This window comes from bacterium (genome assembly GCA_021372775.1).
GTDB lineage: Bacteria > Acidobacteriota > Polarisedimenticolia > J045 > J045 > JAJFTU01.
Map to the genome: position 1 here is coordinate 1 of JAJFTU010000178.1, position 23,767 is coordinate 23,767.

A 23,767-nucleotide genomic window follows, 5' to 3' on the forward strand; every position below is an offset into this window, starting at 1 on the left:
CCGCTTGGCCAGCTTGGCCAGCTTCAGCGCGACGATCGAGGCCAGCGCCTCGCCGCGCAGCGGCAGGAACGGCACGACGCGGCAGCGGGCCAGCCACGCCGGCTGCAGCGCGCGCGACAGCTCGGGGCGGACGCGCTCGAGAATCGCCTTCGGGTCCGGGTTCTCCGAACGCAGGGCGAGTTCCTGGATCGCCGCCGAGCCGAGGTTGCTGCAGATGAAGATCGCGGTGTTGCGGAAGTCGATCGTGCGGCCGGTGCCGTCGGTCAGCTCCCCCTTGTCGAAGACTTGGAAGAAGAGGTTCCGCACCTCCGGGCAGGCCTTTTCGATCTCGTCGAGCAGCACGACCGAGTAAGGCCGCTGCCGCACCGCCTCGGTGAGCGTGCCCCCCTTGCCGTAGCCGACGTAGCCCGGCTTGGCGCCGACGAGGCCGGAGATCCCCATCTCGCGGTCCTGGTACTCCGACATGTTGATCGAGACGAGGAACCGCTCGCCGCCGAACAGCGCGTCGGCCACGGCGAGCGCCGTCTCGGTCTTTCCCACGCCGCTCGGCCCGACGAGCAGGAAGACGCCCAGCGGCTTCTCCGGGTCGCGCAGCCCGGTCTTCGCCGCGCGCAGCGACTCGGCCAGTTCCTCGACCGCGTGGTCCTGCCCCTTGATCCGCTTCTTCAGCTCCTCGCCGAGCGACAGCAGCCGCGCCGCCTCGTCGCCGACCATCCGGCCGACCGGCACGCCGGTCCAGTCGGCGACGACCTTGGCCACGACGTCCGGATCGACCTCCAGCGGGATCAGCGGCGTCTTTCCCTGCGTTTCCTTCAGCGCCGCCAGCGCCTCGTCCAGCGCGCCGCGCGTCTCCGGCGCGGCCCCTTCGGCGGCCGCCGCGCCGCGGGCGGCGACGACCCGCTCCACCGCCGCGCGCTCGCGGTTCCAGCGCTCGGTCTCCTCGGCCAGCCGGCCGCGCAGCGTCTCCAGCTCCGCGCGCCGCGCCTCGACCGCTCCCGCCTCGACCACCGCGCCCCCCGCGGCGTCGCGTTCGAGCGCGGCGATCGCGCGCTCGACGTCCTGGATCTTCCGCTCCACGTCCTCGACGGCGCCCGGCTTCGAGCTCTGGGCGATCCGCACCCGCGCCGCGGCGGTGTCCAGCACGTCCACCGCCTTGTCGGGAAGCTGCCGTCCGCCGACGTAGCGCGCGGAGAGCGTCGCCGCGGCGAGGATCGCGTCCTCGCGCACCGTCACGCCGTGCGCCTTCTCGTACTTTTCCTTCAGGCCGCGCAGCATCACCGCCGCGACCTCCGGCGACGGCTCGTCCACCTTGACCGGCTGGAAGCGCCGCGCGAGCGCCGGGTCTTCCTCGAAGTACTTCTTGTACTCCATCCAGGTCGTCGCGCCGATCGTCCGCAGCTCGCCCCGCGCGAGGGCCGGCTTGAGCAGGTTCGCCGCGTCCCCCGTCCCCGCCGCGCCCCCGGCGCCGATCAGCGTGTGCGCCTCGTCGATGAAGAGGATCGCGCCGCGGCCGCGCGCGCGGACCTCTTCGATGACCCCCTTGAGGCGGTTCTCGAACTCCCCCTTCACGCTCGCGCCGGCCTGCAGCAGCCCCATGTCGAGGCCGAAGATCTCGACGTTCTTGAGGAAGTCGGGCACGTCCCCTTCGGCGATCCGCAGCGCGAGCCCTTCGACGATCGCCGTCTTGCCGACGCCGGCGTCGCCGACGACGATCGGGTTGTTCTTCCGCCGCCGGGCGAGAATGTCGATCGCCTGGCGGATCTCGGCGTCGCGGCCGAAGACCGGATCGACCTTCCCCGCCTTGGCGTTGGCGGTGAAGTTCGTCGTGAAGCGGGCGAGCGCCTCGCCCCCCGCCGCCGAGCCGCCCGCGGCCCCCGCGGCCGCCGGCTCGTCCTCGCCCGAACCGCCGAGGATCTTCCGCCAGTTCTTCTTGAACTCGTCGACGTTGATCTTCGCCAGCTCGTCCACCTCGGCGGCGAGGAACCGCCCCGGCGACTGCGCGAGCGCGGCGACGAGCGCGGCGGAGCGGGTCGCGCCGAGCCCCATCTCGAGCGACGCCATGAGGAAGCCGCTCTGGAGCAGATCGACCAGGCGCGGGTGGAAGGTCGGCCGCTCCGTGTTCCCCGAGCGGTCCCTGTCGAGCTCCGCATCGAGCGGGCGCTTGATCTTCGCCGCGTCGAGATCGAAGTGCGACGCGAGCTGGGCCATGTCGCCGTGCGCGTCGTCGAGGAGCGTCAACAACAGGTGCTCGACCGTGATGTGGTAGTGACCGCGCCCCATCGCGGCGCCGGCCGCGGCGAGCAGCCGGTCGCGCGTGTGTCCGTTGAGCCGGTTGACGAGCAGCCTGTGATCGACGTCCGCCATCGCGAAGCCTCCCTCTCTACCCGACGAAAACGACGCGCCCGTCTTCCGCGGGGCGTCCCAGCCAACTCGTCAGCCCCAGCCGCGCGTCGCCGCCGAGGACCGGCGCGGGGATCTCCTCGCGCCGCAGCACCAACTCCACCTCGCGTTCGAACAAGCCCCCCGACAGGCAGTCGCAGAGCTGCGCCAGCGCGGAGGCGTCCGCGCCCTCGGGCAGGAACCGCTCGAACGCCTCGCGCCCCAGCGGCCCGAGCGTCGTCCGGTAGCGCCCCGTCCAGTCCTCGATCCGCTCCCCCGCCACCGCGTCGGCGCCGAGCGTCGCCGCGCCGAGGCCGAGCCGCGCCCGCGACGCGGGGGGCACCGCGGCGAAGCGCCGCACGCACGACGAGACGCGCGCGTTCGCGCCGGGGAAGAAGTCGTTGACCGCCTGCTCGATCGCCGCCGCCGGCCGCGCGCGCCGCGCGAGCAGCCCGGCGTAGCGGAGCAGCAGCAGCCGCGGCAGCCGCTCCGCGCGGTCCTCCTCCACCAGCCCGGCGAGCAGCAGCAGCAGCCTCGTCGCCGGGTCCGCGCCGTCGGGGCGGTGCGCGGCGTGCGGCCGATGACGGGCGAAGGCGCGGTAAAAGAGCGAGAGGAGCCGGTGGTTGAACAGGTCGAGGAAGCCGCGGACGAGCGAGTCGTTCCCCTCGGCCTCGTCGCTCAGCAGATCCTCCGTGACGTGGATCGGCAGCGGCGAGTTCGGCCCGTAGAGGCCGAGGAACGAGGTTTCGACGACGAAGCGGGGCCGCCCGAGCTCGTCCTCCTCGCGCCCGACCGACGCGACCTCCGAAACCGGCGACTCGAGCGTCAGCCGCGGGCGCAGGCGCACCGCCTCGCGAGCCGCCGGCCCGGCGCCGCCGAGCCGCGCGGCGCGCGGCGCCCCCCGCTCCAGCAGCGAGACGAGCTGGAAGAAGGAGAAGCGGCGCGCGGCGCTCTCGTCGCCGTCGCTCACGCCAGCGGTCGGCGTCCCAGTCTCGGCGGCCATGAGAACGTCTCGCCCTGCTTCGCCCCGCGCAGCGCGAGGCGGCAGTAGGAGTTGAGCGCGGCGTACTCGGAGAGGAACTCGTCGAGCGCCGCGCCGAAGAGGAGCATTTCGCCGTCGCCGGCGAACCCCGACTCGTCCACGAGCAGTTCGAGGCGCGAGCCGCGCAGCGGCGCGCCGCGCAGCAGCGTCTCCTCGGCGACGATCCGCGCCGACCGCAGCCCTTCGAGCCGCAGCGCGAGACGGCGCGCCGCCTGCCGGTCGAAGAGCGCCGGCAGGTCGTAGACCGCGAGGAGGCCGCGCAGGACGTCGATCTCCCCCAGCGAGCGGTGGGAGAGCGCGAGGTGCGAGAGCAGCCGCCAGTGCAGCTCGCCGCCGAGCGGCGGCGGGTAGCCCGGCGTGACCGGCGCGATGTTGCGGAAGCGGGCGCAGGTCGGCGAGCCGTCGGTCGCGCGCGAAACGTCGCCGACCCGCAGCCGCGCCGGCAGGCCGCGGTTCGTGCAGGTCAGCTTGGCGACGACCGTTTCCGACGGCGGCGGCGCGGGCGCCGCGTCGCCGGCAACGAACGAGAGCAGCGTGTCCACCCGCTCGTCGAGAGGCGAGGCGCGGCGCTCGACCTGGTAGTAGACCGTGCCCCCTTCGCCCGCGCGCTCGACGACGTGCGCGAACGACTGGAACGCGCGGTACGGCCGGGCGGCCGCGCTGCCGCGGACCCAGCCCTCGACCGCGTCCACGGAGAAGACCTCGCCGTGCAGCGGATCGACCCCCGCGGGACGCAGCCGGTAGGCGACCTTCTCGTGGTCCACGCGCAGCGGCTCGGAGTCGGCGGCGAAGAGGTTCACGGCCGGCGCGCAGTGCAGCCGGACGTTCTCCGGGCCGGCGCGCAGCGCGCCCTCGGGGGTCTCCGAGAACTCGAGCAGCAGCTCGAACTCCCCCGCCGCGACGTCGCCGAGCGCGTCGAGGCGCGGCAGGTTGACGATGTCCACGAAGAGGAACTTCTGCGGCGCGGCGAAGTACTCGGTCAGCGTGCGGAACCCCGGGAACGACGTCGCCGGGAACGGCAGCAGCGCCTCGTCCTCGCCGAAGCCGCCGGGCGCGCCGCGCGGCGCGACCTCGACGACCTTCGAGCCGGCGCGGAGCGCGCCCCCCTTGAGCCGCCGCGTCAGCGCGAGGTAGAGCGCGTACGCCGTCGCCGGGTCGCCGTGCAGGTGCAGGCGAAGCGGCGAGAGCTCGATCTCCTCCGGCTTGGCGCCGGGCGAGGGACGCAGCGCGAGGCGCAGCCGACCCGCCGAACCCGCGGGACGCTCCACGACCGCGTCCTCCAGCGAGAGCGGCAGCAGCCGCGCCGGGGCGGTCGTGCGGAACGGGCAAACGGTCCCTTCGATCGCCGACGCGGCGACCTCGGCCCCGCGCGGCACGACCGTCGCGCGCCGCACCATCTGCGGCAGCGGCTCGAACTGCATGATCGTGAAGCCGGGGAGCGGCCGCAGGACGTGCGGCCAGAGCAGCTCCATCAGCGCCTGCGTCAGCTCCGGGAAGTCGTCGTCCAGCTTCTGGCGGATCCGCCCGGCGAGAAAGGCGAACCCCTCGAGCAGGCGCTCGACGTCCGGATCGGCGCCGCGCTCGGCGAGGAACGGCGCCGCGGCGGGGTTCGCCCGCGCGAACTCGGCGCCCATCTCGCGCAGGAAGGCCAGCTCGTCTTCGTAGTAGCGGTTGAACATCGCGGGTCAGCTCACGTCCACGCGGCCGTCCGGGCCGACGCGGGTCACGAAGGCGACCGCGGCGCGCCCCTCGCCGACGACGAGGCGGGCCGAGATCTCGAAGGCGAGCGTCAACGAGCCGTCCTCGGGCGGGGCGAGGCGGACCTCCACCGACGCGAGGCGCGGCTCCAAGGCGGCGATCGAGCGCTGCAGCGCCCGTTCGAGCGACGCGGCCGAGTCGGGATAGCCGCGGGCGAGGTCGGTCAGGTCGGGCACGCCGTAGTCGGGCGCCGCGGGGGCGTTCCCCTGGCGCGAGTTCAGCATCGCCCGCAGGTGCGCGAGCACCGACGCCTGCACTTCGGACGCACGGTCCGCGCCGCGCCGCTCGCGCTCCAGCTCCGGCCTTCTCAGCCGCTCGAAGAGGCTTCGTTCGCTCATCGTCTTCCGAAGGCGGCGGGGGCCGCGGCGCTCGCCGCGGCCCCGCCGGGCGGAACTCAGTTGTGCCAGTCGTCCATCGCGACCGTCTTGCCGACCTTGTTCTCGATCTCGATCTTCTGGAAGGTCATCGAGACCGTCTCGAGCTCGCGCGTCGCGTAGAGCTCGCCCTTGTTTCCCTCCTCCGACTCGCCGACGAACTGCTGCAGGCCGGAGACGGTGGCGTTGGTCAGCTTGACGGTGTGGTAGACCTCTTCCGTCCCTTCCGGGGTCGTGTGCACGAACTCGAACAGCACGGTCTTGAGGACCTCGTTCGTGACCAGCGCCTGGAAGATCTGCGGCGAGGACGCGCCCCATTCCTTGGTGAAGGTCACCGGGCGGTGCTGGCGCTTGCCCGAGGCCTGGCCGGTGTTGGCGTCGCGCGGGCTCACGCACTCGTAGGAGAAGCGGACGCCCGGCAGCTTGGCCTTGTGCGCCTCGCGCGGGCTCTCGCCCTTGAACTTCCCCTGCTTCTGCCCCTCGATCGAAACGTAGAACTCGTAGGCCATGGTCGTCTCTCCCGCGGCGTCGCGCGGCGGGCCGAGAGCCCGCCGCGCCGCCGGCGCGTCACTTCGCCTTGTCCAGCTTCCCCACCAGCGACAGCTCGAAGAACGCCCCTTCGTACTTGAAGTGCGGCGTCACCTTGAGGCCGACCTTGTACCAGCCGGGCTCCCCTTCGACGTCGGAGACGGTCACTTCCGCCTTGCGCAGCGGCCGCTTGGCGTAGGCCCCGGGCTGCGCGGCGTCCATGTCGAGGACGTACTGGCCGATCCAGTTGTTGAGGTCGCGCTCGAGGTCGGCGCGGGACTTCGTCGAGCCGATCTCCTCGCGCTGCAGGACCTTCAGGTAGTGCGCGAGACGCGTGACGATGAAGATGTACGGGAGGCGCGTGCCGAGCTTGTAGTTCGCCTCGGCCATCTTCCCCTCCTTCGACTGCCCGAAGTTCTTCGGCTTCTGGCAGGAGTTGGCGGAGAAGAAGCAGGCGTTGTCCGAGCCCTTGCGCATCGCGAGGCCGATGAACCCTTCCTCGGACAGCTCGTACTCGCGCCGCTCCGAGAGCAGGACCTCGGTCGGGATCTTCGCCTCCATCTCGCCCATCGACTCGAAGACGTGGACCGGCAGGTCCTCGACCGCGCCGCCCCCCTTGGGGCCGACGATGTTGGAGCAGAAGCGGTACTTGGCGAAGCTGTCGGCGAGGCGCGAGGCGAGGGCGAACGAGGAGTTGCCCCAGAGGTAGCTCTGGTGGTTCCCCGAAACGTCCTCCTGGTAGTCGAACGCCTTCACCGGCACCGTTTCGGGGCCGTACGGCAGCCGCAGCAGGAAGCGCGGCATCGTCAGGCCGACGTAGCGCGCGTCCTCGCTGTCGCGGAACGAACGCCACTTGGCATACTGCGGCCCCTCGAAGATCGACTTCAGGTCCTTGAGGTTCGGCAGCTTGAGGAAGTCCTTCTCGCCGAGGAACTCCGGCCCGCCCGCGGCGAGGAACGGCGCGTGCGACATCGCGGCCACCGCGGCGCAGTTCTGGAGCAGCCGCACGTCCTGCGCGCCGGGGCCGAAGCTGTAGTTGGCGACCATCGCCCCGACCGGCTCGCCGCCGAAGACGCCGTAGTTGTCGGTGTAGACCAGCTTGTAGAGGCCGGACTTGGTGATTTCCGGCGCGTCCTCGAAGTCGGAGAGGAGGTCTTCCTTGGAGACGTTGAGCAGCTCGATCTTCACGTTCTCGCGGAAGTCGGTCCGGTCCACGACCATCTTCAGGCCGCGCCACGACGACTCCAGCCGCTGGAACTCCTCGTTGTGGAGCACCGCGTCGAGCTGCTTCGACATCTTGCGGTCGATCTCGGCGATCATCTCGTTCACGAGGTTCTGGTTGACCCGCGGCGCCTCGGCGCGGCGGTCGATCAGCTGGCGGACGAACGCCTCGAGCCCGGTGCGGGCGACGCTGTAGCTCTCGTCCGTCGGCTGGAGCTTCGTCTCGGCCATGATCTGGTCCAGGAGATCCCCTTCGGCGCCCGGACCGGTCTGAGCCTGCTGTTCCTTCTCGGCCATATCTCACCCATCGGCGCGCCGGACGCCCCCGCGTCCCGCGCCGCGATCGAAACGCCTCACTTCGCCTCGTCCGCGCCCAGCTCGGACAGCACGCGCTGCACGTCCGCTTCGCTTTCCAGGAGCGCCTGCAGCTTCTTCCGGAACGCCGGCAGGTTGCCGAGCGGCCCCTTGAGCGCCTGCAGTGCGGCCCGCAGCTCCAGCAGCTGCTTCAGCTCCGGGACCTGCTTCGCCACTTCCTCCGGCGCGAAGTCCTTCATCGAGTCGAACTTCAGCTGCACGCCGATCTGCTCGTCCTTCTTGCCGGACAGCGTGTCGTCCACGTTGACCGCCAGCTCGAGCTTCTGGTTCCGCAGGACGTCGTCGAAGTTGTCCTTGTCGATGCGGATCGGCTTCCGCTCCTCGAGCGGGCGTTCGTCCGCGCGGAGCGTGTAGTCGCCGACCATGACCATCTTCAGCGGCAGTTCGACCTCGGCCTGCGCGTCTCCCGTGGCCGGCTTGTACGTGATGTTGACCCGCTCGCGCGGCGCTACGGTTCCTTCGTTGGCCATCGTGCGCTCCTCGTGTCCGCCCGCCTTGTGGGGCGGCGCGTCGCCTTACGTCGTCACCCCTTGAATCCGAACGCGGCGGCCGGATCGATGCGGGCCAACCGCGCGAACGCCTCGTCGGCGCGTCGCGCCGAGTCGGGCGAACTCTTGCCGTCCCCCCCGCGCGGCAGCGCGCGGTGGCAGGCCAGAAGCAGTCCCAAAGCCTCCGCGGCCAGCGCCGGCTCCCAGACGTCGAGCCCGTGGCAGCGGAGGTCCTCGTCGAGCGCCTCGGCTTGGGCGAGGGCGAGCCGCGCCTCGCGCAGCTCGAGCATCAGCCGCCCCGCGGCGAGCCGGCGCGCGAAGGCGCGCCGCCGCGACGAGGCCGAGGCGACCGCCCCGGCGAGCAGCGCGAAGCCGTCCGCCGCCCGCCCGTCGCGGGCGAGGTCGCGCGCCTCGTTCAGCGTCTCCTCGAACTGCGCGTCCTGGTCCCCCGCCGCCGCGGCGGCGCGCGGCGCGCTCGGCGCGGCCGCCGGCGCGGGGGCGAGGATCGTCGCGTGCGCCCAAGCCCGCGTCTCGTCCGAGGCGAACGGGGCATCGTTGTCGAAGCGCAGGTCGAGCAGCGCGGGGAACGCGGATAGCAGCTCCTCCAGCTCCGTGCGCACGACGCGGCGCGCGGCGGCGTACTCGGCGCCCAGCCCCTCCAGCGCTCGCAGCGCCAGCCGCTGCAGGTCGAGCCAGAGGACCGACTGCGGGAACTGCGCCTCGCACTGCTCCAGCAGCGCCTCCCACTCGCCGCGCGCGGCGAGTCCTTCGAGCCGCTGCGCGAGCTGCGGGTTCGCGCCGTTGTTCGGGACGCGCGTCCGGCCGTCGGTGTGCGGCGGCAGCGCGCGCACCCGTCCCCACGCGGCGACGCGCGCCAGCTTGTAGGCGAGCGGGAGCTTCGGGTCGCCGCGCCGCAGCGCGGAGGCGAGGCTCTTCAGCCCGGCGAGGGTGTCCTTGAGCGCCTCTTCGCGTCCGGCGCTCGAGGCGAGGTCCGCCTCCGACGCCGCGGGCGGCGCCTCGTAGACCGGCGCCGGCGCGGCGGGCGCCGCGGCGGCCCGCTGCACGGCGACCGGCTGCGTCGTCACCGCCGGCGCGGGGACCGGCGCGGGCTCGGGCTCCGGCGCCGCGGGCGCGGCCTCGGCGGCCCGCTCGCGCAGCGCGCCGAGCAGGTCGCGGAAGCTGGGCCCGGCGCCCGACAGCTTCTGGTCCAGATCGCCGTCGAGGCGATCGAGCGCCGCCGCGCACCGCTCGAGCGCCTGCGCCTCGTCCGGCGCCGCGGCGCGCCCGCGCACCGCGATCGCCAGCCGCTCGGCGAGCCACTCGAACGCGGCGACGCGCGCCTTCTGCTTGTGCGCCTCGGGGAACAGCGCCGGCCACAGCTCGTCCACCAGCCGCGACGTCCCTTCGAGCCCCGCGGCGAGGCCGGCGTAGCCGTCGGTCCGCAGCAGCGCGGCGCAGAGGTAGCTGGCGACGAGCAGGTCCTTCGACGTCTTGCCGAGGATGGCGCGCGCGAGATCGACGACACGGTTCCAGTCGGCCTCTCCCGCCGACGACGGCGAGGAGAGCTTGTCGATCTCGTCCTTGAGCGCTTCGTACTCGGCCTCGTAGCGGGCGAACGATCCGCCCGGCGCGTCGGCCGAGATCGGCGCGGCGATCAGCTCGACGAGTCCCTGAAGGTCAGTCACGGCGCATCTCCGCCAAACAGCTCCGCGCGGCGCCGCGGGGCGCGCGCGGGAACGAGACGCCGCGGGTCTCGGCGTCCACTCATCGTCCGCTCCAACGCTTGAACATCGCGCGGAACGTGGGCCACACGTCCGGCGCGGCGCCGGCGGCGCCGTCCTCCGCGGGCCGGAAGCTGCCGCGCGCCGAAACGCCGAGCGCGGCGGCGTAGTCGCCCGGAGGAAGCGCCTCGCCGACGAACGTCGCCCGCCGCGGGCCGTCCTCGAGCGGCGCGTCGATGAAGACCGCGGGGGTGAAGCGCCGCCAGAAGAGATCCGCGTTGAGCAGCGAGAGCCAGAAACTCGCCGCGAACGCCGCCTGCTCGAGGCTCGTCCCCGCGGGCAGCACGAGCGGCAGCGGGGCCTCGCCCCTGCCCACCGCGGCGACGACCTGGGGCATCGCCCGGTCGAGCCGCGCCAGCGCCGCGCCGTCCTCGGCGGCGAGCAGCCCCTCGGCGCGCTCGGCGAGCCAGGCGTCGAAGAAGCCGCGCACCGCCTCGCGCGGCAGCGGACGCGGCGCGCGGCAGCCGGCGAGCCGCTCGACGAAGGCGTCCCGGTCGGGCGCCGCGGCGACGACGCGCCGGCACTCCTCGAGCGCGCCCCACGTCTGCGCCAGCGCGAGCGGCGCGAGCGCGTACTGCCGGCCGAAGTCGCGCCGCGGGAACTGCGCGACCAAGGCGAACGGGAACGAGCGCAGCCCGCCTTGGTCGGCGCTCGGCGCGATCAGGCCGGCGATCAGCTCGCCGCCCCCGGGCACGCCGAAGAGAAAGAACCGGCGACGGACGTCGGGCCCCGGTCCGCCGACCGGCCCGCTCGCGTCGAGCCGCGCCTGCTCGGCGCCGCGGTGGAGCCAGTCCTTGAGCGCGCGGGCGCCCGGCGAGACCAGCCCCACCTCGAGGTACTCGGGCCAGAACGGCAGCTTGCCGTAGCAGGCCAGCGCGAGACCGTCCGTCACCGCCGGGCTCACTCCCCCGCGCCCTGCGCGGGAGGCGGCGGGAAGCCGCCGCGCATCAACTGGATCAGGCGCGCGACGTCTCCCCCTTCGACGTTGAACTCGAGCGTGACCTTCCCGCCCTTCTTGTCGAGCGGCGGCTCGAAGGAGAACGACACGGTCTGGCCGGCGCCCCCCTTCTGCAGCAGCTTGAGCGGCGCCCACGAGCCGGACGTCGAGGCGATCTCGAACGGCTTCCCTTCCTTGTAGGCGCTGCCGAAGGTCCGCCCGAGGAACCCCTTCCGCTGGGCGAGGACGGCGCTGATCGAGGCGACCTCGCTGGCCCGCGAGCCGAACAGCTCCACCGTCGCCTCGCGCGTCGCCGGATCCCCCTCGCGCCACGACAGCTCGTCGCCCTCGCCGAGACGGATCACGATCGGCTCGACCTTCAGCTTCTTCTCGAGGTCGGACGGATCGAACTTCTTTCCCGAGAGGGTCAGGCGGAGCTTGAGCGGGCGGGGCGTGTCGGTCCCTTCCTCGAACAGCACCTTGGAGAGCGCGAGGGCCTGGTCGAGCCAGCGCTGCGCGGCCGGGGTGAGCCCCTTCCCCTGCGTCGCCTCGCGGAACTTGACCGCGAAGCCGGTGGCGCCGCCGAAGACGTCCACGACCGACTTGAGGTCGGCCACCGGCGCGTTCGCGCCGCCGCCGAACGGGAACTTGCCGTTCAGCGCCCCGAACGTCGAGGCGACGTCGCCCCACTGGCTGCCGAGGTCGAGGCAGGCGGTGCGGCGGTACCCTTCGGTGACGCGCTTGAGCACGCCGACCTCGAGCTTCGACAGCCCCGGCACGGCGTTGCGGCACTTGTCGCTGAAGTCGCCCATCTTCTGCCGCAGGGCGTCTTCCTTCGGCTTGAGGTCCGAACCCTGCTGCCGCAGGACGTCGTCCCGCTTCGCCTGCTTGGCCGCCGGATCGCGCGCCGACTTCACTTCCTCGCGGCACTGGTCCACCAACTCGTCCTGCGCGCCGTACTCGTTGATCAGCGGCGCGACCTCCTTGGCGAACGTGCCGACGCACTCGTTCGACTTCGCCGAGGCGGCCTGCACCGACTCCAGCTGCGCCTTCACCGACGCCGCTTCCGAGTTGCTCTCGGCGAGCTTGCCGAGGCTCTCCTTCACGCCGTCGAGGCTCGTCTGCAGCGCCTCGCCCGACGCCTGCCCGGCGCGCAGCGCCTCGTTCAGCTTGGCGTAGCACTCGCGCAGGTCGGCCGGGGCCGACTTGTCCTCGCAGGCGTTCTGGAAGGCGACGTAGACCTCGAGCGCCGAGCCGCCCGAGCGGCCGAAGCAGTCGTTCTTGATGCTTTCGCCGACCTTCCGCAGCGAGAAGCCGGGAAGGCTCCCGCCGCCGAAGGCGTCCTTGTAGACCGCGAACTGCCGCGCGAGTTCGGCCGCCGGCGCGGCGCCGCGCGCCGCGTCGAGCTTCCACGCCTTCTCGATCCCGGTCGGCGCGCCGTCGCTGAACATTCCGCCGCCGACCTGCAGCTTCGCCACCGCGCCGAGCATCGCCAGGCGGTCTACGCAGCCCTGCCCCTTGTCGCTCGCGATCCGCTCGGCCGCGGAGAGAGTCGGCTTCAGGACGTCGTCCTCGAAGCCGCGCTTGAAGAGCTGCCCGGTCAGGTCGCCCAGCTCGGCCGCGCGCCGCATGCCGAAGCCGCGCCAGAACGAGAAGCCGGCGAGCTTCCGCTGGTAGTCGGCCAGCTTGCCGGTCGCCTCGAGCGCCTCCGGCGCCTTGGCCGCCGAGCCGCCCGTCGCCCGCAGTTGCTCGACGAGCCGCGGCGCGTCGGCCTGCACCTGGCGGTAGAGCGAGCCGTTGAGCGAGAGGGAGTTGAGCGACAGCGCCAGCAGCAGCAGGCCGAGCGCCGCCGGCGCGATCGAGAGGGCCAGCGCCGCGCGCTTGCCGCGCGAGCCGCCGCCCGAGGTGCGGGAGACGAGCCCCGCGTCGCCGGCGATCCGCTTCTTGAACAGGTCGAGCAGGAAGTAGCTGCGCTTCGGCTCGTCGTCCGCCGCGGCGGCCGCCGCCGGCGCCACGCCGAGCGTGCGGGCCAGTTCGGCCATCGCGCGGCCGAGCGGCGTCCCCTCGCCCTGCGTGCCGCTGGTGAAGAAGAAGCCGCGGGCGAGCGGCGCCTCGTGGAACGGGTCGTCGCGGAAGAGGGCCGACGCGAACGCCGCGAGCGGCGCCTCGAGGCGGCGGAACTCCTCCGGGAAGAAGAACAGCCGCCGCGCCTGACGGCGCGACGCGACGCGGGCGAGCGACTCCAGCCGGCAGGCGGCGAGGCCGGAGCAGACGCGGTCCATCGCCTCGCGGACCATCGACGCCGGCTCGCCGGTCGTGCGCGCGCTGGCCCAGCCGAGGATCTCGTTCTTGCGCGCCGGCGACAGGCCGCGGAAGAACTCCACGAACCCGTCCACGAGGTCGCACTTGCTGACGACGACGTAGACCGGGAAGCGGAAGCCGAGCTCCTCCTGGGCGAAGTCGATCACGTCGCGGATCTTCCCCGCCTGCTCGCGGAGCTGCGCCTCGTCCAGCCGGACGAGGTCTTCGCTGGGCACGACGACGACGAGGCCGTCGAGCGGGCGCGCGCCGCGGTTCTTGCGGAGCATCCGGAGCAGCTCGATCCAGACCCGCCGCTCGTTCGGCCCCGACCCTTCGGTGACCCACTGTCCCGGCGTGTCGAGGAAGATCAGCTCGTCGGTGAAGAACCAGTCACAGGTGTGGGTGCCGCCGACCCCCTTCACCCAGTCCTTCCGGACCGGGAGCTGCAGGCCGGAGTTCTTGATCGCGACCGTCTTCCCCGCCTGCGGGCGCCCGACGACGAGGAGCCAGGGCATGGTGTAGATCGCGTCGCGGCCGCGCCCGGCGCGCCGCAGCAGGTCGAGCGCCTCGGCCATGTCCTGGCGCAGCCGCGCCAATTGCTGCTCGTCCACGCTCGGCGCGTCGGAGAGCCCCTGCAGCAGCTTCCGTTCGAGCTGCCGCGCGCGGACCTGCCGCGAGACCGAGACGCCGACGACGACCAGCACGGCGACGACGATCGCCGCGATCGTGATCCAGAGCGCCGTGAAGCCGGAGGCGAAGACGCGGAAGAAGACCAAGAGCGCGCCGATCGTCTGCGCCACGAAGCCGACGCCGAGCGGCCAGACCGCGGGGCGCAGGCGGAGCAGGATCGCCGCGACGAGCAGGGCGAGAAGCAGCACCGCCACGCCGGCGGGCCAGACGAGCGCGATCATCGAGGGATTCACCTTGGCGACGTCGGGAAGCGCCGCGAGGAGCGCGAGGCAGGACATCACGCCCTCCCTTCGCCGGCGAGGAACGCCGCGGACGACTGCTGGACGAGCGGGCGGACCGCCTTCTCCGCGTCGGCGGAGACGCCGCCGGCGTGGAAGAAGAGGACGAGCCAGATCAGCAGGCAGAGGGCGAGCGTCCCGAAGCCGGCGTAGAGCCACCAGCGCGGCCACGGGGCCTTCCCCGGCGCGACCTCCGGCGCCGGACGGTAGGCGTCCGGGAAGAGCGGCGCCGCGTCGGAGGGCGCGGCCTGGATCGAGCGGACGAGCCGCTGGCGGATCGCGCCGATCTCGGCCGCCTGCTGCGCGGCGTCGAGCTCCGCGTACTTGCCGCGGAAGCCGAGCGCGAGGCAGACGAGGAAGACCTGCTTGACCTCCGCCTGCCGGTCGCCGAGCGCCTCGAGCTTCTTGAAGAAGTTCACGCCGCCCGCGACGTCGTTCTGCAGCACGACGTGCAGCGGCTCGGTCGCCCAGAGGGCGCGCGAGGTCCATTCCGATTCCGCCACCTGCTCGTCGATGAAGAGCGAGAGGGCGTACGACGCGAGTTCCGCGTCCTCGCGCTCGATCCCCGCCGCGGGGGCCTCGGTCTCCAGCCGCTTCATCGTCCGCAGCACTTCGCCGCGGAACTGCTGGTACGACGGCTGCGGCGCTCCCGGCTCGCGCGGCAGCATCGCCGCGCAGCCGAAGACCGGCGTCGTGAACTCGGAAAGGCGCGCCGCGCGCCTCGGCGCGGCTTGGCGCGGCGCGGCGGCGGGGGCCGCCGGCGCCGCGGCCGGCGCGGTCTCGCGGGCAATCGGTCCGGTCGCGGCGTCTTCGTTCGCCGCCGACCAGTCGAACTTCTTCTCGTCGCTCTCTTTGGCCATCGCTGTCTCTTTTCGCCGGGGGGCCGGCGGGCGCCCACGGGCGCCGTCGTCGTCAGTTCTCGGGGAGGAGGGTCACCAAGGCCAGCGAAACGTCGGCGGGGCACGAAAGGAGAAACGCCCCGAGTTCGTCGGCCGGCAGGCCGTGCGAGGCCCATTCGGTTCCTTCTTCGATGCGCAAACGGAAGAACGAGCCCGATTGCCCCGGCGGCAGTTCGGGCGGCGGGCTGGACAACGGCTCGGTGAAGATGCCGGGGAGGGCGTGGCGGGTCAGCGTCTCGACCCGCTCGGGGGTGCTGATCTTCGCCGCGACGAAGAGGCCGCGCAGCCGCGGCGCCGACTCCGCGGCGTTCGCCTCGATCAGCAGGCGCGCGCCGACCTTCTTCGCCTCGGGCGGGATCAGGCAGCGGAAGAGGTCGCCGGCGCGGTCCATCTTGGTGCGGATGTAGCGGCGCGCGAAGAGCGGCTCGGAGAGCTCGACGACGAGCTGGCGCAGCCGCTCGAAGACCGGCGCCGGATCGCGGTGGTCGTACGGCGGGATGTCGTCCACCGTGCGTCCCTGCTCGTCGCGGTGGAGCAGCGAGCCGGCGAGACGCGCCAGCTCGAGGTACGCCTCGCGCGGATGGCAGGCGCCGTCCTGGCAGAGCTCGCGCAGCGCCGCCTGCGCGCCGCCGAGCGCCTGGTGCAGCAGCGCGGCCGCGGGATCCTGCCCGCCCCGCACGTCGGCGAGGGCGCGCATCACCGTGGCCAGGCGTTCGACGACGGCGCGGGCCGGGGCGTGGATCGCCGGGGCGGCGGAGAGGAGCAGCGCGGGGGGCGCGAAGCGCGCGTCGAGCGCCGCCGGATGCGCGCGGTCGCCCGTGCGCACGAGGCGCGCGATCGGCAGCAGGTCGAAACCGTCCGCCGGCTCGCCGCCGAAGATCAGCCGCAGGTTGAGGTCGAGGAACTCGACGGTCTGCGGATCGCCGCCGGTCTCGAGATCCGCGACCTCGATCCGGCGCACCACGTAGCGCGCGCCGCCGTCGGCCGCGTCTTCTTCGGCGGTCTGCGGCGAACGCTCGTCGAGCCGCCGCACGCCGACGAAGACGTCGAGCGGCCGGCCGGCCTCGGCCATCAGCGCCTCGAAGCTCCGTCCGGGCAGCCGCGCCGCGCCGGGCAGATCGATCACCGTGCCGTCGGGCAGAACGCCTTCGAGCGCCGCGACCTCCAGCCGGAAGTTGTCGAGCGGAACAGGATCGACCTCGACGCGCGCCACGCCCCAGCCGAACGGGGCGAGCGCGCGCAGACGGGCCGCGACGCGCCCTTCGGCGTCCAACTCGTGCCGCTGGAAGTGGTGCGGGCGAAGAAACAGCCCTTCCTTCCAGCGCACGGGCCGCGACTTGCTCATGCGTTTCCTCCGGGATCCCCTGTGGTTGACGCTTTATATCGCATCCAAGGCCGCTTGCGGAAGCTTTTTCCCGCGGATATTCGGCGGTTGATGCGCCCTTCGCGGCTTTGCTACAGTCTTTCAACAACGCCGCGGAGCGGCGGACCGAACGGCGCCGGCTTTCGGCGCCGCGGAAGCGCGAGGAAGAAATGGACGAGCCGCTCGAGACGGGAGCGAAGGCCGAGTCGTTCGAGGAGGCGCTTCGCCGCACGCTGAAGGCGATCGCGGACGGGCGTCCGGGGACGCCGGAAGCAGGCTTGGACCGGGAGCGGGCCGAACTGCTCGCGCTGGTCGCGGAGCTTTGCCGCTTCGCGCAGGCGGTGGACGCCGGCGTGGCCTATTTCCTGATGGAGCTGAACGTCGGCCCCGGCATGAACACGCTGCAGCTCAAGACGGCGAGCCAGATGATCGGCAACCGGCTGCAGGCGTTCCTCGCCGGGCAGGACGGCGCGCTGGAGGGGCTGAAGCTGAGCCTGGAGCGGAACCGCCGCTTCCTGATCGACCTCAACGAGGCCTACCGCGCGGCGATCCCCGCGGGCGCGGCGAAGCTGCTCGAGGCGACCTCGGCGCGCGCGGCGGCGAAGAAGCACAAGCGGGTCTTCGGGCTCGGGGCGAAGGACGCGCTGCGCGAGGTCGCGGCGAAGCAGGGCGACGCGGCGTCGCTCCCGCCGGAGGACCTCTTCCAGCACTACTTCGGCGAGGCGTTCATCGCCGAGCTGGCCAAGCGCTCCGGCGCCTGAGCGGAGCGCGTCGTCGGCGCGTCGTCGCCGGCTTCGCCTGAAAATGAACAGGGGCCGCGTCCGCGCGGCCCCTGTTTCATGAAATCGCGCGCGCCGTTCAGCGCGCCGGGAACGCGGCCAGCGTCTCGAGCAGCGCCTTCTGGAACTCGGCCGGCTTCTCGAACTGCGGGAAGTGCCCCGAACCGGCGATCGCCAGCGCTTCGAAGTCCGGGTGGTACTTGCGGTTCGCCGCGAGGTTCGCGGCGCGCCGGTCGCCGTTGATCGCCTTGATCGGCGCCCGCGTCGCCTTGAGTCCCGCCGCCTCGTCGTAGGCGATCAGCGACTCCATCGAGCCGATCGCGGCGGCGGGATCGGCCGAAGCCATCTCGTCGGCCACGCGCTTCACCAACTGCGGATCGGCCTCTTTGCCGAAGATCGCGGGGATGAACTGCCGCGTCGTCCCCGGCAGGTCGGCCTTCATCCGCTCCAGGAACTCCGCCTCCCCCTTCGGGTCGCGCGCGTCGGCGTCGAGCAGGGTGTCCACCGGAACGATCCCCACGACGCGCTCGGGCATGATCCGCGCCGCCTCGAGCGCGACCGGCCCGCCCATCGAGTGGCCGACGAGGATGATCTTGCCGAGGCCGAGCTTCTCGACGACCGTCTTCACGTCGGCGGCGTAGGCCTGCATCGTCCACGCCTTGCGGCCGTGGCCCGACTTGCCGTGCCCGGCGAGGTCGAGCGTCACGACGCGGTGCGTCTTCGCCACCTCCGGCAGCACGCCGCTCCAGTAGCCTTGGTTCCCCGACCAGCAGTGAATGAAGACGACCGCCGGCCGCCCCTGCCCTTCGGCGTGGTAGGCGATCGGCGTGCGGTCGGCGTACGACGGGACGACCCCGTCCACCGGCGCGCCCGGCTTCGGCGACGCCGCGAGCGCGAGCGGCGCAAGGGACAACAGCGCAAAGAACGTCGCGAACAGCTTTCCGCGCATCTTCGGTCTCTCCTTGCGCCGCCTGCGGCGCGACATGGTTCACTGGCCCAGCGCGTCGATCTCCACTTCGGCGACGACGACCGGGTGCACGAACTTGAGCCGTTCAAGGACCGCCGGATGGACTTCGCCCAGGCGCGCGACGGTCCGCCCGCCGAGCCGCACCTCCGCGCCGCGCCCCGGCAGGAACAGATCCGAGGAGCTCGGCGCGTAGACCGCGGCGCCCGCGGGCACGCCCATCTCGGCGAGGAACTGGTCGAGCGCCGAGCGGCCGACCGCGTACCCCTGCCCGTCGCCGGCGATCGCCAGCGCGGCGAGCAGCTTCTCGCCGCCGCCGGTCGGCGTGGTCGGATCGACGAAGCAGGCCACGCCGACCTCGCAGAGCCGCTGCGGGTAGGTGTGGCCGAGGTTCACGGCGAGGGTGTCGAGCAGCCCCGGCACGAGCGACGTGCGCACGACCGCCTGGTCCTGCGTCACCGGGTTCTCGATCGTCACCGGCTCGGCGCCGTCCGCGCCGCGCCGCGCGGCTTCCGCCGAAACGAGCGAGAGGGTCATCACTTCGAGGAACCCTTGGCCGACGAGCGCGCGGCGGGCGAGCGCCTGCCGCTCCTCGCGCGGATCCGGCTTGCCGTACGTCGCCGAGGTCAGCTCCACCGCCGGGAGACGGTCGTAGCCGTAGGCGATCGCGACGTCCTCGAAGAGGTCGCGCGGGTGGAGGATGTCGGCCCGCCACGCCGGCACGAAGACGCGGATCTTGTCCCCCTCGCGCCGCGCCTCGTGCCGCATCCGCCGCAGCAGGTCGAGCACCTCGTCCGGCGTCCAGGGCACGCCGATCAGCCGCCCGGCCGCCGCGGGGTCGATCACGACTTCCTGCGGCGCGAAGTCGGGGGTGATCCGCGCGCCGTCGGCGTAGCGGACCTCGACGCTGCGCGCCGCGCTGCCGGGGCAGGCCTCGAGCAGGCTGGTCACGACGATGTTCAGCGCGCGGTCGATGTGCCGGTCCTCGAGGCCGGTCACGTCCACCAGGACGTCGGTGGTGTCGAGCGTCACCCGCGTCAGCTCGCCGTTGATGATCGGCGGCATGGAGAGGACGTTCCCCTTCTCGTCCTCGAGCACGGGAACCTTGCTCCCCTTCTCGAGCAGCCGGGCGAACGCCTTCCCCTTCGGATGGCGCGCGAGGATCTCCGCCGGGTCGAGCGCCTGCGACGGGTCGCTGGTGTCGAAGCCGAGCGGCGTGAACCGCACGCCCCCCTGCTTCGCCGCGGCGCGGTAGCGGAACGCCGTGCCGGTCACCTTGGAGAAGTCGTGCACGCCGATCGCGGCCAGCTTGCGGTCGCGGCCGAGCGCCCAGTGGACGTTCTCCTGCAGCTTCATCAGCGAGCGCAGCTTGGCGTCGTCGAACTTCAGGCCGTGGACCGTCGCCGCGACGATGCGCGGGCGGTAGGTGTCCGGCCCGGCGACGCCCGGATCGACCGTCAGCGTCAGCGGCCCGCGTTCGAGCTCGTAGCGCGGCGAGCCGGCGACGTCGCCGAGGAACCCGGCGAGGCCGCGCGCGAGGCCGGCCGGATCGAACAGATCGGGGCGCACCGCGAGCAGTTCCATCCGCAGCACGCGCACGTCCCCGGCGGGGGTCGCGTGGCGCGCCGGGTCGCGCAGGTCGGCGCCGCAGCCGTCGCAGGCCGGCGGCGCGAGTTCCTCCCCTTCGCCCGACTCGGAGAGCGCGCCGCACGACGGGCAGCGCCAGCGCCGCGCCGTCGCCCAGCCTTCGACCGAAGAGCCGAAACGGTGCAGCTGAAGCTCGAGCTCCTCCGGGGGAAGTTCCCGCCCGAGGTAGCCGAACAGTTCGTCGAGAGGAATCGCTACGACCGGCACAGCGGGGTCTCCTTCAGCCAATCGAGACGGGCCAGATAAAGGTCGCGGATGTCGGAAAGGCCGAAGCGGAACATCGCCAGGCGCTCGAGCCCGAGGCCCCACGCCAGCACCGGCACGCGGCAGCCGAGCGGCTCGGTGACTTCGGGACGGAAGACGCCCGCGCCGCCCATCTCGACCCAGTCCTGCCGCGATTCCATCCAGACGAAGACCTCGACCGACGGCTCCGTGTAGGGGAAGAACGCCGGCCGGAACTGGAACCGCGGGAAGCCCATCTTGCGGTAGAACGTGCCGAGCAGCGTCAGCAGCGACGCGAACGACGCGTTCTCGTCGATCACGATGCCGTCCACCTGATGGAAGACCGGCAGGTGCTTGTAGTCGATCGCCTCGCGGCGGAAGACCGGGCCGACGCAGAAGACCTTGCGCGGCGGGTTCGGGTCGGCGGCGAGGGCGCGCACGCTGCTCGCGGTCGTGTGCGTGCGCAGCACGCACCGCTCGGCGAGCGCGGGGTTCCACTTCGTGCGCCAGCCGATCGAGCCGGTGTCGCCGCCGTTCTCGTGCGTGCGGCGCACGCGGTCCACGAGGTCGGCCTCGGGCAGCGCGCAGGAGGCGGGGCGCGACAGGTAGAACGTGTCCTGCATGTCGCGGGCCGGATGGTCCTGCGGCTGGAACAAGGCGTCGAAGTCCCAGAAGGCGCTCTCGACCCACGGCGAGTGCGTCTCCTCGAAGCCCATCTCGAGGAAGGCGCGGCGGGTGGTCTCGAGGATCCGCCGGAACGGATGCTCCTTGCCGAACGCCGCCTGCGGGCCGGGAAGCGTCACGTCGTAGCTGCGGAAGTCGACGTCGCGCCAGCGGCCGGAGACGAGCAGGTCGGTCGTCAGCTCGTTCGCCTCCTCGCGGACGACGATCCCTTCGCCGTGGACGCGCTTCCCTTCATCGGTCGCCGCGGCGAGGCGGCGCTTCCGTTCCTTGATTTCGACGACGCCGGAGCGCTTGGCCAGCCTGGCCAGCGCCGCGTCGAGCGGCAGCGCCTCGGCCAGCGGGCCGCGCCGCGTCGCGCCCTGTCGATCGAGCCGCGCGAGCAGCTCCTCGTCCGGGTCGAGCGGCGGCTCCGCCCCGCTCCACGCCGGGCCGGCCGTCACCTGCTGCCCGTCCTTGCGCGCCCAGCCGCGCTCGCCGAGCCAGCGCAGCGACTCGCCGACGACGCGCGCCTCGAGGCCGCTCTTGGCGGGAAGCTCCTGCAGCGTCGCCCGGCCGCCGAGCGCCGCGAGGGCGCGGGCCACGCGCCGCTCGGGGAACTCCGCGTTCGGCCAGTCCTTGGCCTTCGGCCCGACGCGCAGCTCTTCGTCGCGCTCTTCCTCGAACGCGACGAGCCCGCGCGCCTCGAGCCCCGCGGCGGCGGCCGCGACCGGGCTCTGGTCGAGCCCCAGCTCTTTCGCCAGATCGTCGACGGGGACGTTCCGCCCGCGCTCCGCGAGCGCCGTCAAAACCCGGGCCTCCACGGCCCGGAAGATGTGCGCCATTGAACCGCCTCCGGCCGCGCGCAGGGGCGCGGCGCGCGGCGATTCTACCCCGCGATCGGAGAGGGGCGCCCGCTCGCCGCGCCGCCGTCGCGCAGCGCCGCGAGCGCCGCCCGCGCCGCCGTCTGCTCCGCCCGCTTCTTGGAGCTGCCGACGCCGCACCCGAAGGCGTGGCCGTTGACGGCGACCTCGATCACGAACTCGCGGGCGTGCGCCGGGCCGCGCTGCTCGGCGAGCCGGTACTCGGGCAGCGACCAGCCCTGGGCCTGCGCGAACTCCTGCAGCTCGGTCTTCGCGTCGGTGTGGGCGTCGTTGTCCGCGTTGGCGATCGCGTCGCCGAAGAGGCGCGCGACGAGCCGGCGCACGGGACGGACGCCGCCGTCGAGGAAGAGCGCGCCGACGACCGCCTCGAAGGCGTCCGCGAGGATGTTCTTCTTCGTCCGTCCGCCGGTCGCCTCTTCGCCGCGTCCGAGAAGCAGTTCCTCGCCGACGCCGAAATCTTCCGCGAGCGCGGCGAGGCTGTCGGCGTCGACGAGGACGGAGCGCAGCCGCGTCATCTGCCCCTCGTTGAGCGGAGGGCGGCGACGGTACACGCGTTCCGCGACGAGGAATCCGAGAACGGCGTCGCCGAGGAACTCCAGCGGCTCGTTGTACGGAACGTCGCCGTGCTCGTGGGCGTAGGAACGATGGGTCAAGGCCTGACGCAGCAGGTCGGAACGCTTGAACCGATGATCCAGGGCCCTTTCCAGCTGACTTGTCTCGCGCCGAGGCCTGTTCTTGTTCTCTTCAGTCAATGTTGTATGCCTCGAGCCTCCCCCCCAAACAGCGGGGCGCAGTTTACCATCCAGTCGATGCTCACGCGCGGTCCGAAGCGAGGTTTTCGGGCATACTGCCCCCTATGAGTGGTGCATTGCTCCGCATTTTTTTGCTGTTCTTCGCAGTCGTGCCGGCGCTCGCCGCGCCGCCGACGTCCGCGCCCGCGGAGCGAACGTCCACGGCCGCGGCGCCGACGTCCGACGTCTCCGCCGCGTGGCCGCCTCTGCCTTCAGAGACGCGCGCCGTGTTGCTGCTGACCGGCGGAGACTTCGGCTACGCGAAGCCGAAAGGGTGCAACGGCCGCGCCGGGGGAGCGCAGTACCGCCCCGCGTTCGATCGCTGGCTCGCGCAACGCGCGCCGAACGTCGAACGGATCTGGCTCGCGGCGGGCGACAACGGCCCGTTCCACAACGAGCAGGTCGCCGTTTCGTTCGACGAGATGCTCGCCTTGTACGCGCGCGTCGGCTACCGCGCGGCGACGATCGGCGACGCGGAGTTGCGGACGCCGGGACCGGCGACTCTGGCGCGCGAGGCGTCGACGACCGGCGCCGGCGCGGCCACGAACGCGCAGCGCCCGGCGTTGGTCGCGGCGAACGTCGTCGTGCACGAGACGGGACGCGCCGCGCTGCCGGCGTCGATCGTGCTCGAGACGCGCGCGGGGCGTTGGCTCGTCGTCGGCGCCGCGCCGCATCGCCCGTCGCAGGTTTTCGGCGCGCCGGACGTCGGGACGATCGTCACCGTCCCTGCCGCGCCCGCGGTGCGCGCGGAGATGGAGCGGCGGCGCGGCGAGTACGACCACGTCGTCCTCGTCTCGTCGCTCGACTACCGCGACCTCGAGCAGCTCGTCGCGACCGTGCCGGGCATCGACGTCGTCGCCTCCTCGGCCGGCACCTACTTCGAGCCCGCGCCGCGCGCGGTCGGCGCGACGCAGCTCTTCTGGCTCGGCGCCGAAGGGCTCCGCCTCGGCCGCGTCGCCCTCGACGACAAGGGCCGCGTCCTCGAGGCCCGCGTAATCCCGATCCGCGGCGACTTCCCGATCGACCCTCTCGCCCCCTGACCCCGGCGCCGGCGTCGCGCGTAGGGGAGGCTGGCGCGCCGATCACGTCGTCGGAACAAAGGCGCCGCCACCGCGCCTGCCTCCCGACACGGACACGGCGCCCCCTTGCCTTTCAACGTCCAAAGACAGACATGCGCGAGGCTCGGGCCTCTTCGATGGCGGCGCCGAGGAACGCGCCGACGGCCAGCCAGTCCGAGGCCAGCGCGACCTCATCCCGCTCCGGGGCGGTCCACGGACCGGCGGCGGTGGCCGCGTGCCCGGCGGGCAGGCCGACGAACGCCCCCGCGCCGCGGAAGAACGACATGGCGCCGAACTCCCGCATCGCGTCGCGCCGGGCGGCCGCGTACCGCGCCGCTTCGTCCCACA

19 protein-coding genes are annotated in these 23,767 nt (G+C 72.8%); 2 read left to right on the plus strand and 17 right to left on the minus strand.

Annotation, left to right across the window (positions count from 1 at the left end; all coding sequences use genetic code 11):
- The 12 genes from tssH to tssK all read right to left on the minus strand — a co-directional run.
- On the minus strand, nt 1-2,364 hold a 2,364-nt coding region (tssH, locus tag LLG88_05900; protein ID MCE5246440.1), incomplete at its 3' end, for a type VI secretion system ATPase TssH.
- Nucleotides 2,365-2,380: 16 nt separating this feature from the next.
- Complete coding sequence (gene tssG / locus LLG88_05905) at nt 2,381-3,349, minus strand: type VI secretion system baseplate subunit TssG (protein MCE5246441.1); 969 nt, start codon at nt 3,347-3,349, stop codon at nt 2,381-2,383.
- Complete coding sequence (tssF, locus tag LLG88_05910; GenBank protein MCE5246442.1) at nt 3,346-5,100, minus strand: type VI secretion system baseplate subunit TssF; 1,755 nt, start codon at nt 5,098-5,100, stop codon at nt 3,346-3,348. The genes tssG and tssF overlap by 4 nt, the downstream gene beginning before the upstream one ends.
- Nucleotides 5,101-5,106: 6 nt before the next feature.
- A complete protein-coding gene (gene tssE / locus LLG88_05915) occupies nt 5,107-5,517 on the minus strand; it encodes a type VI secretion system baseplate subunit TssE (protein MCE5246443.1) in 411 nt (136 codons plus the stop codon).
- A 56-nt stretch (nt 5,518-5,573) separates the two neighbouring features.
- A complete protein-coding gene (gene hcp / locus LLG88_05920; protein ID MCE5246444.1) occupies nt 5,574-6,062 on the minus strand; it encodes a type VI secretion system tube protein Hcp in 489 nt (162 codons plus the stop codon).
- A 58-nt stretch (nt 6,063-6,120) separates the two neighbouring features.
- The gene (gene tssC, locus LLG88_05925; protein ID MCE5246445.1) at nt 6,121-7,599 is read right to left on the minus strand and encodes a type VI secretion system contractile sheath large subunit; all 1,479 of its coding nucleotides are present in this window, start codon (nt 7,597-7,599) and stop codon (nt 6,121-6,123) included.
- Nucleotides 7,600-7,655: 56 nt separating this feature from the next.
- Nucleotides 7,656-8,147: a type VI secretion system contractile sheath small subunit gene (tssB, locus tag LLG88_05930; GenBank protein MCE5246446.1), complete on the minus strand. Its 492-nt coding sequence runs from the start codon at nt 8,145-8,147 to the stop codon at nt 7,656-7,658.
- Nucleotides 8,148-8,200: 53 nt separating this feature from the next.
- Nucleotides 8,201-9,850 (minus strand): type VI secretion system protein TssA, encoded by a 1,650-nt coding sequence (gene tssA / locus LLG88_05935; GenBank protein MCE5246447.1) that lies wholly within the window; start codon nt 9,848-9,850, stop codon nt 8,201-8,203.
- Between the two features lie 79 nt (nt 9,851-9,929).
- Nucleotides 9,930-10,838, minus strand: a complete 909-nt coding sequence (locus LLG88_05940) for a type VI secretion system-associated protein TagF (GenBank protein MCE5246448.1) — start codon at nt 10,836-10,838, stop codon at nt 9,930-9,932.
- Between the two features lie 8 nt (nt 10,839-10,846).
- Nucleotides 10,847-14,152, minus strand: coding sequence for a hypothetical protein (locus LLG88_05945; protein MCE5246449.1), 3,306 nt, complete (start codon nt 14,150-14,152; stop codon nt 10,847-10,849).
- Nucleotides 14,152-15,012 carry a DotU family type IV/VI secretion system protein gene (locus LLG88_05950; protein MCE5246450.1) on the minus strand — a complete coding sequence of 287 codons (861 nt, stop codon included), beginning with the start codon at nt 15,010-15,012 and terminating at the stop codon, nt 14,152-14,154. Before LLG88_05950 ends, LLG88_05945 begins: the two co-directional genes overlap by 1 nt.
- Nucleotides 15,013-15,064: 52 nt before the next feature.
- Nucleotides 15,065-16,396: a type VI secretion system baseplate subunit TssK gene (gene tssK / locus LLG88_05955; GenBank protein ID MCE5246451.1), complete on the minus strand. Its 1,332-nt coding sequence runs from the start codon at nt 16,394-16,396 to the stop codon at nt 15,065-15,067.
- A 188-nt stretch (nt 16,397-16,584) separates the two neighbouring features.
- Here tssK and LLG88_05960 point away from each other — a divergent pair, with 188 nt between their 5' ends.
- A complete protein-coding gene (locus LLG88_05960) occupies nt 16,585-17,175 on the plus strand; it encodes a hypothetical protein (protein MCE5246452.1) in 591 nt (196 codons plus the stop codon).
- 97 nt (nt 17,176-17,272) lie between these two features.
- On the opposite strand, the gene LLG88_05965 is transcribed toward LLG88_05960, so the two are convergent.
- The 4 genes from LLG88_05965 to rnc are packed head-to-tail and all read right to left on the minus strand — an operon-like array spanning nt 17,273 to nt 22,322.
- Nucleotides 17,273-18,142, minus strand: coding sequence for an alpha/beta hydrolase (locus tag LLG88_05965; GenBank protein MCE5246453.1), 870 nt, complete (start codon nt 18,140-18,142; stop codon nt 17,273-17,275).
- Between the two features lie 39 nt (nt 18,143-18,181).
- Nucleotides 18,182-20,011, minus strand: coding sequence for a phenylalanine--tRNA ligase subunit beta (gene pheT, locus LLG88_05970; GenBank protein MCE5246454.1), 1,830 nt, complete (start codon nt 20,009-20,011; stop codon nt 18,182-18,184).
- Complete coding sequence (locus LLG88_05975) at nt 19,999-21,531, minus strand: phenylalanine--tRNA ligase subunit alpha (GenBank protein MCE5246455.1); 1,533 nt, start codon at nt 21,529-21,531, stop codon at nt 19,999-20,001. Before LLG88_05975 ends, pheT begins: the two co-directional genes overlap by 13 nt.
- Before the next feature lie 44 nt (nt 21,532-21,575).
- Entirely contained in the window at nt 21,576-22,322 is a 747-nt protein-coding gene (rnc, locus tag LLG88_05980) for a ribonuclease III (protein MCE5246456.1), read from the minus strand.
- Between the two features lie 104 nt (nt 22,323-22,426).
- Between rnc and LLG88_05985 the strand changes: the two genes are divergently transcribed.
- Nucleotides 22,427-23,401: a hypothetical protein gene (locus tag LLG88_05985; protein MCE5246457.1), complete on the plus strand. Its 975-nt coding sequence runs from the start codon at nt 22,427-22,429 to the stop codon at nt 23,399-23,401.
- Nucleotides 23,402-23,513: 112 nt separating this feature from the next.
- On the opposite strand, the gene LLG88_05990 is transcribed toward LLG88_05985, so the two are convergent.
- Nucleotides 23,514-23,767: hypothetical protein (locus LLG88_05990; protein ID MCE5246458.1), on the minus strand; the 254-nt coding region annotated here is incomplete at its 5' end.